Below are 9,783 nucleotides of genomic sequence, written 5' to 3'. Positions count from 1 at the left end.
TCAGGTGCCGAGCTGTTGGTCGATGAAGGCGAAGAGCTCGTCGTCGGACGCCTCGGTGAGGTCGGTCCGCGCCACAGCTCCACGGGAAGGCGTTGGTGCGGTGCCGAACTCCGCGACGAGCGCGTGCAGGCGCTCCAGGACGGCGGCGCGCGCCTCGCTGCCGGCGTCGAGACCGCCGAGCAGGTCGCCGGCCCTGTCGAGGTCGCGCAGCAGGGCGTCCGCCGCGTGCTCGGGGCCCGCCACCTCCTCCCACAGGTAGTCCGCGAGCGCCAGCGGTGTCGGGTGGTCGAAGATCAGGGTCGACGGCACCGACAGCGACGCCGTCGCGTCCAGGCGGTTGCGCAGCTCGACCGCGGTCAGCGAGTCGAAACCGAGCTCGCTGAAGGCGCGGTCCGGTTCGATCGTCGTGCCGCTCGGATGTCCCAGGACCTTGGCGACGACCTCGCGGACCAGGTCGAGCAGCACCCGGCGCTGCTCGGGCTCGATGAGTCCGGCGAGCCGGTCGCGCAGGTCTGGCACCACCGTCGCAGTAGGGCTTTCCGCCTGCGGGCGGGGGATCTCCGCGAGGACCGGTGCCGGTCGCGCGGTGTCCAGGTAGGCGGGCCAGTCGAAGTCCGCCACGGTCACCGCGGCGTCGCCCGCGGCCAGCGACTCGACCAGCGCGTCGACGGCGGCCCGCGGATCCATCGGCCGCAGTCCCAACCGGCGCACGCCCTCGTCGAGAGCACCGGCCATGCCGCCCTCGGCCCACGGCCCCCACGCCACCGCCGTGGCGGGCAGTCCGTCGAACCGGCGCTGTTCGGCCAGTGCGTCCAGGTGCGCGTTGGCTGCGGCGTAAGCGGCCTGACCGCCGTTGCCGAGCACCCCGGCGACGGAGGTGTAGAGGACGAACGCGTCCAGGTCGAGGTGCCGGGTGAGGGCGCCGAGGTGGTGCGCCGCGGCGACCTTGGGCCGGGCGACGGCGTCGAACCTGTCCGGGGTGAGGCCCGCGATCAGGCCGTCGTCCAGGATTCCCGCGGTGTGCACGACGACCCGGAGGTCGTCCAGTTCGGACACGACCGAGGCCAGTGCGTCGCGGTCGGCCGCGTCACAGGCGTGGATGCTCACCCGCGCACCGAGTTCGGTGAGTTCCGCGGTGAGTTCACGCGCTCCGGGGGCGTCCTCTCCTCGGCGTGACAACAGAACGAGGTTCTGCGTGCCTGCCTCGACCAACCGCTTGGCGACCACCGCACCGAGTGCACCCGTGCCACCGGTGATCAACGCGGTACCGCTCGTCGCCCACGTTCCCGTGGCGGGCTCGGCGGGGACGAGACGGCGGGCGTGCACGCCGGACGTGCGGATCGCGACCTCGTCCTCGCTGCCGGACAGGACTTCCAGCAGCCGCGCGACGGAGCGGGCGTCCGGAACCTCCGGCAGGTCGACGCAACCGCCCCAGGAACGGGGTTGCTCGATCGCCGCGACCCGGCCGACACCCCACACCTCGGCCTGCTCGGGCGAGGTGACGCGCTCCTGCGCGCCGACCGCGACCGCTCCCCTGGTGGCGCACCACAACGTGGTGTTCTCCCGCAGCAACGCCGCGGCTTCCTTGCCGTTGCCGACGAAGGCGAGGACGTTGCCCTCGCGGGCGTCGGCGGCGCTGACGACGATCGTCCCCAGCGCTTCCGCAGCCGCCTGCGCCCAGGCGTCGTCCCGGTCCGCGACGACCGTCCACGGTCCTGGCGAGCCCGCTGTGGTCGAGATGGGTGTCCACCGGACGCGGTGGCGCCAGCCGCTCGCCCGCTCGACCCGTTGGGGCGCGAGCCAGAACCGCTCCCGCTCGAACGGATAGGTCGGGAGGTCGACGGTCTCGGCACCGGTACCCGCGAAAATGCCGGCCCAGTCGAGCTTGACGCCGTTCGCGAACAGGGTGGCCTGCGCCTGTGCGGCGGTGGTGACCTCGTCGCGGTTCTTGCGCTGCACGGGCAGGAAAATCCCGCCGGGCACGCAGTCGGCGCCCAGCGCGGACAGTGCCGCGTCCGGGCCGATCTCCACGAAGCGGCGGACGCCCGCGGCGTGCAGGGTGGCCATGCCCTCGGCGAAGCGGACGGTGCCGCGGACGTGCCGCACCCAGTACTCCGGATCGGTGACCTGGTCCGCGGTGGCGACCGCGCCGGTGAGGTTGGAGATCAGCGGGATGCGCGGCGCGGCGTACTCGACGTCACGGGCGATCTCCCGGAACCCGGCGAGCATGCCGTCCATGAGGTGCGAGTGGAAGGCGTGGCTCACCGCGAGCCGTTTGGAGCGCTCGAACCGGCCGGCCATCTCGGCGACGGCCTCCTCGTCACCCGACAGCACGAGCGACCGAGGGCCGTTGACCGCCGCGATGCTCACGCCCGGCAGCAGCTCGATCTCGGACTCTTCGGCCACGACCGCGACCATCGCGCCGCCCGCCGGCAACGCCTGCATGAGCTTGCCGCGGGCCACGACCAGTCTTGCCGCGTCCTCCAGCGACCACACTCCCGCGAGGTGCGCGGCGGTCAGTTCGCCGATGGAGTGGCCGAGCAGGTAGTCGGGCCGCACGCCCCACGACGTCACGAGCTCCGCGAGCGCCACCTCGAACGCGAACAGGGCGGGCTGGGTCACCGCCGTCTGGTCGAGGGCTTCCTGCTCGGTGCCGTGCACGACGTCCAGCAGGGAGAAGCCGGTGTGCTTGTCGAGGTGTGCCGCCACCTCGGCGAGCTTCTCCGCGAACACCGGGTAGGCGGACAGCTCGCGTCCCATGCCGAGCCGCTGCGCCCCCTGGCCGGTGCACAGGAACGCGACCTTTCCTGTGGTCCGCGTGCCGGTGACCACCTCGGGTGCCTGCGCACCGGACGCCAAAGCTGCCAGCTCTTCCTCCCCGAAGACCACCGCGCGGTGCGCGAGCGCGGCGCGGCCGGTGGCGAGGGTGAAGGCGACGTCCACGGGATCGAGACCGGACACCCGGCGCGCCAGGCGCTCCGCCTGCCGGCGTACGGCCTCGGCGGTGGTCCCCGAGAGCACCCAGGGGACGCGGGGCGGCGGTTCGGCGGCGCGCACGGGGGCCGTTCGCGCCGGTGCCTCGCGGAGGATGACGTGGGAGTTGGTGCCGCTGATGCCGAACGACGACACCGCCGCGGTGCGGGGGTGTCCGGCGGCGGGCCAGTCGCGGTGCTCGGTGAGCAGGCGCCCGTTGCCCGAGTCCCACGAGATGGCCGGCGAGCGCTCGGTGACGTGCAGCGTGCGCGGCAACTCGCCGCGGCGCAGCGCCTCGACCATCTTGATGATCCCGGCGGCTCCGGCGGCGGACTGGGTGTGACCGATGTTGGACTTGATCGAGCCGAGCCAGAACGGCTCCTCGCGGTCCTGGCCGTAGGTGGCCAGCAGGGCGTCGGCCTCGATCGGGTCGCCGAGCTCGGTGCCGGTGCCGTGCGCCTCGATGACGTCCACCTCGCCGGCGGGCAGCCGGGCGTCGGCGAGCGCGGCACGGATGACGCGCTGCTGCGACGGGCCGTTGGGCGCGGTGAGACCGTTGGACGCACCGTCCTGGTTGACCGCGGAGCCCTGGATCACCGCGAGCACGTGGTGACCGTTGCGCTCGGCGTCCTCGAGCTTCTCCAGCAGCAGGATTCCCGCGCCCTCACCGAAACCGGTGCCGTCGGCGGAGGCGGAGAAGGACTTGCAGCGGCCGTCCGGGGAGAGCGCGCGCTGCCGGGAGAACTCGACGTAGGTGTCGGCGATGGCCATGACGCACACACCGCCGGCGAGGGCCATCGAGCACTCGCCCGTGCGCAGCGCCTGAACGGCGAGGTGGACGGCGACCAGTGACGACGAACAGGCGGTGTCGACCGTGAGCGCCGGCCCCTCCAGGCCGAGCGTGTAGGCCACGCGTCCGGACAGGACACTGCCCTGGGTCCCGTTGCCCAGGAAACCTTCGACGCCTTCCGGCAACTCCCCGACGCCGACGCCGTAGTCGCCGTACATGAGCCCCGCGAACACCCCGGTCGCGCTGCCCTTGAGCGTCGTCGGGTCGATGCGCGCGTGCTCCACGGCCTCCCAGCTGATCTGGAGCATCAGCCGTTGCTGCGGGTCCATGGCCAGCGCCTCACGCGGCGAGATCCCGAAGAAGGCCGGGTCGAAGTCGCCGGCGTCGTGCAGGAAGCTGCCCTCGCGGGAGTACGAGGTGCCGCGGTGGTCGGGGTCGGGGTGGAACAGCTCGCCGAGGTTCCAGCCGCGGTCGGCCGGAAACCCCGACACCGCGTCGGTGCCGTTCGCGACCAGGTCCCACAGCGCTTCCGGCGAGTCGACGCCGCCGGGATACCGGCAGGCCATGCCGATGATCGCGACCGGCGCGTGGGCGTCGTCGACCAGCTTCCGGTTGCGCGCGGCCAGCCTGCTGCTCTCCTTGACCGACTCCCGCAGTGCTGCGACCAGTTCTTCGTTGGAGGGCATCAGGAGTTCTCCGAACCAGGGGTGAGTGACACGAACTCGTCTTCGGCGGCCGCCATGACGCGCTTCACCAGCTCGTCGGCGTCCATCTCGTCGATCAGGCCGGCCTCGGGCGACACCTCGTCGGCGACCAGGCCGTCCGGCTCGGCGTCCGGCTCGGCGAGTCCCGGCAGCAGCGAGAGGACGAAGACGGCGACCGCGCGCGGCGACGGGTGGTCGAAGACGACGGTGGCGGCCAGGCGCAGCCCGAACATCGAGTTGAGCCTGTTGCGCAGGTTCACGGAGCTGAGCGAGTCGAAGCCCAGCTCGGTGAACGCGCGTTCCGGGTCGATCAACGCTCCGGAGCTGTGCCCCAGCACGTCGGCGACCTGCTCCAGCACGGCCTCCAGCACCGTGTCCTGTCGTTCGGCCGCGGGCAGGGCGGCCAGGCGTTCGACGAGGGAGAGGTCGCGCGCCTCGCGCGAGGTCGCGTTGCGCCGTACGGCCGTGCGCACCAGGCCGCGCAGGACGGCCGGGACCTCGGTGGTGCGCGCCAGGCGGTTCAGGACGGTGAAATCGATCTTCACCGGGACTGCCAGTGCTTCGTCCGACACCAGTGCCGCGTCGAAGGCGCGCATGCCTTCCGCGCGGTCCAGTGAGCCGAAGCCGTCGCGGCCGAGGCGATCCGTCTGGGCTTCGTCGAGGTGGACCGTCAGCCCCCGCTCCTGCTGCCACGGTCCCCAGGCCAGTGACCGCGCGGCGAGACCGCGGGCGCGGCGGTAGGCGGCCAGCGCGTCCAGGAAGCAGTTGGCCGCGGCGTAGCTGCCCTGGCCGGGGGAACCGAGGACGCCGGCGGCCGAGGAGTACAGGACGAAGTGCTGGAGGCCCATGTCCTTCGTGAGCTCGTGGAGGTGCCACGCCGCGTCGACCTTCGGGACGAGCACTCCTTCGAGTCGTTCCGGGGTGATCGCGGTGACGACACCGTCGTCGAGCACACCCGCGACGTGGACCACGCCGGTCAGCGGGTGCCCGGCCGGGATGCGGCCGAGAACGGCGGCGACGTCCTGCCGATCGGCGGCGTCGCAGCGCTCCACGACGACCTGTGCGCCCAGAGCCGTCAGTTCGTCGCGCAGCTCCACCGCTCCCGGTGCGTCGAGCCCGCGGCGGCTGGTCAGGACCAGGTGCCGGACGCCGTGCTCGGTCACCAGGTGCCGGGCGGCCAGCGCTCCGAGGTCCCCGGTGCCGCCGCTGATCAGCACTGTGCCGTCCGGCTCCCACGTCGCCGGATCGTCGTCGGCGGCGGTGGTCACGGGAACGAGACGCGGCACCACCAGTTCGCCACCGCGTGCGGCGACCTGGGGCTCACCGGTGGCAACGGCCTCGCCGACCGCCTCGGCCGGACCGTCGAAGAGGACGAACCTGCCGGGGTTCTCCGACTGGGCGGAGCGGACCAGGCCCCACACCGCGGCGGAGGCCGGGCACGGTGCGCCGGGATCGGTCGCGCCGCTGGTCCGCACGACCAGGGTCGCCGTGGCGAACCGGTCGTCCTCCAGCCAGCGGTGCAGGACGCCCAGCACGGTCGCGGTGAGGCGGTGGGTGTCGTCGACCGGGTCGTCGCCGGACAGCGCCGAGTACACGACGTGCCCTTCGACGGCGCCGTCGGCAGGCACGTCGGAGTATTCCGTCCAGGGCTGGGCGTTCTGAGCCCGCGTGCCCTGCCATTCGACCGCGTACAGGTTCTCCCGCGCGTCCGAGCTGCGCAGTTGTTCCGCGGTGACGGGCCGAACGGCGATCGACTCGACGGAGATCACCGGCTGCCCGGCGTCGTCCACCGCGCAAAGCGCTCCGGACCTCCCGTCCGCGCCCGTCAGCCGCACCCTCAGCGTGCGCGCACCGGTGGCGTGCAACGAGACGCCGCCCCAGGAGAACGGGAGTGCGGCGGTCTCGTCCGCGCCGGGAGCCAGGAACAGGGTGTGCAGCGCCGCGTCGAGCAGGGCCGGGTGGATCGTGAAGCCGTCGGCACCGGCGTCCGGCAGGGCGACCTCGGCGAAGATCTCGCCGTCCCGCCGCCACACCGCCCGCAGTCCCTGGAACACGGGACCGTAGTCGAACCCGGAGTCGGCCAGGCGGGGGTAGAAGCCGTCGAGGGCGACGGGAGCGGCACCGTTGGGCGGCCACTCCCCCGGTGCCCAGTCGGTGGTGGTGGCGGTGGGCCGCAGCCATCCGTCCGCGTGACGGGTCCACGTCTGCCCCGCGGGGGGCCGGCTGTGGACGGAGATCGGCCGGCGGCCGTCCTCGTCGGCGTCACCCACGACCACCTGCAACGCCAGGGACGCATCGGAGCTCAGCAGCACCGGCGCGTGCAGGGTCAGTTCCTCGACCGTGCGGCACCCGACCTCGTCACCGGCGCGGATCGCCAGCTCGACCAGCGCAGCCCCCGGCACGATCACCGTGCCCATGACGGCGTGGTCGGCCAGCCACTTGTGGGAGGAGAGCGACACCCGTCCGGCGAACAACGCCCCGTCGCCGTCCGCGGGCAGGATCGACGCCTCGAGCACCGGGTGCTCCGCCGAGACCAGCCCGATCGAGGTCAGGTCGGCGGGACCGTCGTCGTTCGCGAGCCAGTACGGGCTGTTCTGGAACGCGTAGGTGGGCACGTCGACGCGACGTGCACCCGTGGCGGCGAAGAAAGCGGTCCAGTCGATCCGCGCTCCGCTGATGTGCAGTCGCGCCACCATCGTGGCCAGGTCCAGGTCCTCGGCGTGGTTCTTGCGCAGGGACGAGACGAACTCGGCGGCGTCCGGCCGCTCCACGATCTCCATCGCGGCCGCGGTCAGCACGCCGTTGGGCCCCACCTCGACGTAGCGGGTGACGCCTTCCCGTTCGAGCAGGCTCACGGCGTCGGTGAACCGGACGGGCCGGCGGATGTGCCGGACCCAGTACTGCGGATCGCCCACCTCGGCCGCGCTGACCTGCTTGCCCGTGAGGGTGGAGATGATCGGGACGCGCGGCGCGGAGTACGTCAGCTCCGCGGTCGCCCGGCCGAACTCGTCGAGGATGCCGTCCATCAGCGCCGAGTGCGACGCGTGGCTGACGACGAGCTTCTTGGCCTTGCGCCCGCGGTCCTTGAACCGCTGGGCGATGGCCATGGCGGTCTCCTCGTCACCGGAGATCACCACCGACGTCGGCCCGTTCAGCGCCGCGAACCCCACCAGGCCGGTCAGCTCGGGCGCGACCTCCTCCTCCGAGGCCTGGATCGCCACCATCGCGCCGCCCGTCGGCAGCGAGTTCATCAACCGGCCGCGGATCGCGACGATGCGCGCGGCGTCGGCCAGTGACCAGACGCCGGCGATGTGCGCCGCGGCGAACTCACCGATCGAGTGCCCCGCAACGAAGTCCGGGACCACACCGAAGGACTCCAGCAGCCGTGCCACCGAGACCTCGACGGCGAACAACGCGGGCAGCATGTAGTCGATCCGGTCCAGCAGGACGGAGTCCTCCGCGAACACGACCTCGCGCAGCGGCTGCGGGAGGTGGGTGTCGAACTCCGCCATGACGGCTTCGAAGATGGCGGCGAACGAGGGGTTCGCCGCGCACAGGTCGCGGCCCATGCTCAGGTACTGCGCCCCTCCGCCGGTGAAGAGGAAGGCGGTCTTGCCGTTGCTCACGCTGCCCTGCAGGACCTGATCACTCCTGCCGCCCTCGGCGAGGACGGCCAGGCCGTCGAGGAGGCCGTCCCGGTCGGTGGCGAGAACGACTCCCCGCTCGGCGAGCGCGGTCCGGCCGGTGGCGAGCGAGTACGCGATGTCGAGCGGGCTCGCGGCGGGATCGGCCTCCACAGTGGACCGAAGTCGCCGGGCCTGCGCCGCGAGCGCCTCGCGGCTGGTCCCGGACAGCACGACGGGAACGGGCGGATGTTCGCCGGACCGGTCCTCGGCGGCCACGTCGGCGGGCACCTCTTCGAGGATCAGGTGGGCGTTGGTGCCCGAGATGCCGAAGGACGACACGCCGGCGCGGCGCGGCTGGTCGCGCCGAGGCCACGCCTGAGCCCGGGTCAGCAACTCGACGGAACCCGACTGCCAGTCCACGAACGGCGTCGGGGTGTCGACGTGCAGGGTCTTGGGCAGCGTGTCGTTCTGCAACGCCATCACCATCTTGATGACGCTGCCGACGCCCGCGGCGCACTGCGTGTGGCCGATGTTGGACTTCAGCGAGCCCAGCCACAGCGGCCGGTCACCGGGACGGTCCTGCCCGTAGGTCGCGAGGACCGCCTCTGCCTCGATCGGGTCTCCGAGCCGGGTGCCGGTGCCGTGCGCCTCGACCACGTCGACGTCCCTGGTCGACAGCCGCGCGTCGGCGAGCGCCTGCGCGATGACGTTCTTCTGGGCGGGCCCGCTGGGTGCGGTGAGCCCGTTCGACGCACCGTCCTGGTTGATCGCCGAACCCCTGACGACCGCGAGCACCTTGCGGCCGTTGCGCCGGGCGTCGGAGAGCCTTTCGAGCATCACCATGCCGACGCCCTCGGACCAGCCGGTGCCGTCGGCGGCCTCGGCGAACGACTTGCACCGCCCGTCGGGCGAGAGGCCTCGCTGACGCGAGAACTCGACGAAGACGCCGGGCCCGCCCATGATGTTCGCGCCGCCCGCCAGAGCGAGGTCGCACTCACCACTGCGCAGCGCCTGCACGGCGAAGTGCATCGCCACGAGCGACGACGAGCAGGCGGTGTCCACCGAGACGGCGGGGCCCTCGAGCCCGAGGCTGTAGGCGATCCGGCCGGAGTGCACGGAGCACGTGGTGCCGGTGAGGAGGTACCCCTCCACGTTCAGTGCCTGTTCGTGCAGCCGCGGCCCGTACTCCTGCGACGAGACGCCGGCGTACACACCCGTCCTGGTGCCGGCCAGGGAGCCGGGGGCGATGCCCGCCCGCTCGATCGTCTCCCAAGTGACTTGGAGCAGCAGGCGTTGCTGCGGGTCCATCGCCAGTGCCTCGCGCGGGGAGATGCCGAAGAAGTCCGCGTCGAACTGGTCCGCCGTGTGCACGAAGCCACCGGTGGTCGCGTAGCTGCTGCCGGAGGCCTCCGGATCGGCGTCGAACAACCCGTCCAGGTCCCACCCGCGGTTGGTCGGGAACGTGGAGATGCCCTCCCGCTCCTCGTCGACCAGACGCCACAGGTCCTCGGGACTCTCGACGTCACCGGGATAGCGGCAGGCCATCCCGACGATCGCGATCGGTTCCCTGTCGCGGGACTCCGCCTGGCGCAGGCGCGTCCTGGTCTGCTGAAGGTCCGCGGTGAGCTTCTTCAGCAGGCCGACCAGCTTTTCTTGATCCGCCATCTCACAACCTCAAAAAGGAATGTTG

The 9,783-nt window shown here is 72.3% G+C and carries 1 protein-coding gene and 1 pseudogene; both read right to left on the bottom strand.

What is annotated here, in order from left to right; genetic code table 11:
* Positions 1-4,449, bottom strand: a pseudogene (locus DFR72_RS10550) (type I polyketide synthase); the annotation flags it as partial.
* The gene (locus DFR72_RS10545; protein WP_090062995.1) at positions 4,449-9,758 is read right to left on the bottom strand and encodes a type I polyketide synthase; all 5,310 of its coding nucleotides are present in this window, start codon (positions 9,756-9,758) and stop codon (positions 4,449-4,451) included. The gene DFR72_RS10545 and the pseudogene DFR72_RS10550, both read right to left, overlap by 1 nt.
* Between the last annotated feature and the right edge of the window lie 25 nt (positions 9,759-9,783).

It is taken from the genome of Lentzea flaviverrucosa (assembly GCF_003350445.1).
GTDB classification, from domain to species: domain Bacteria; phylum Actinomycetota; class Actinomycetes; order Mycobacteriales; family Pseudonocardiaceae; genus Lentzea; species Lentzea californiensis.
This window is presented reverse-complemented; position numbering and strand designations above follow the sequence as displayed.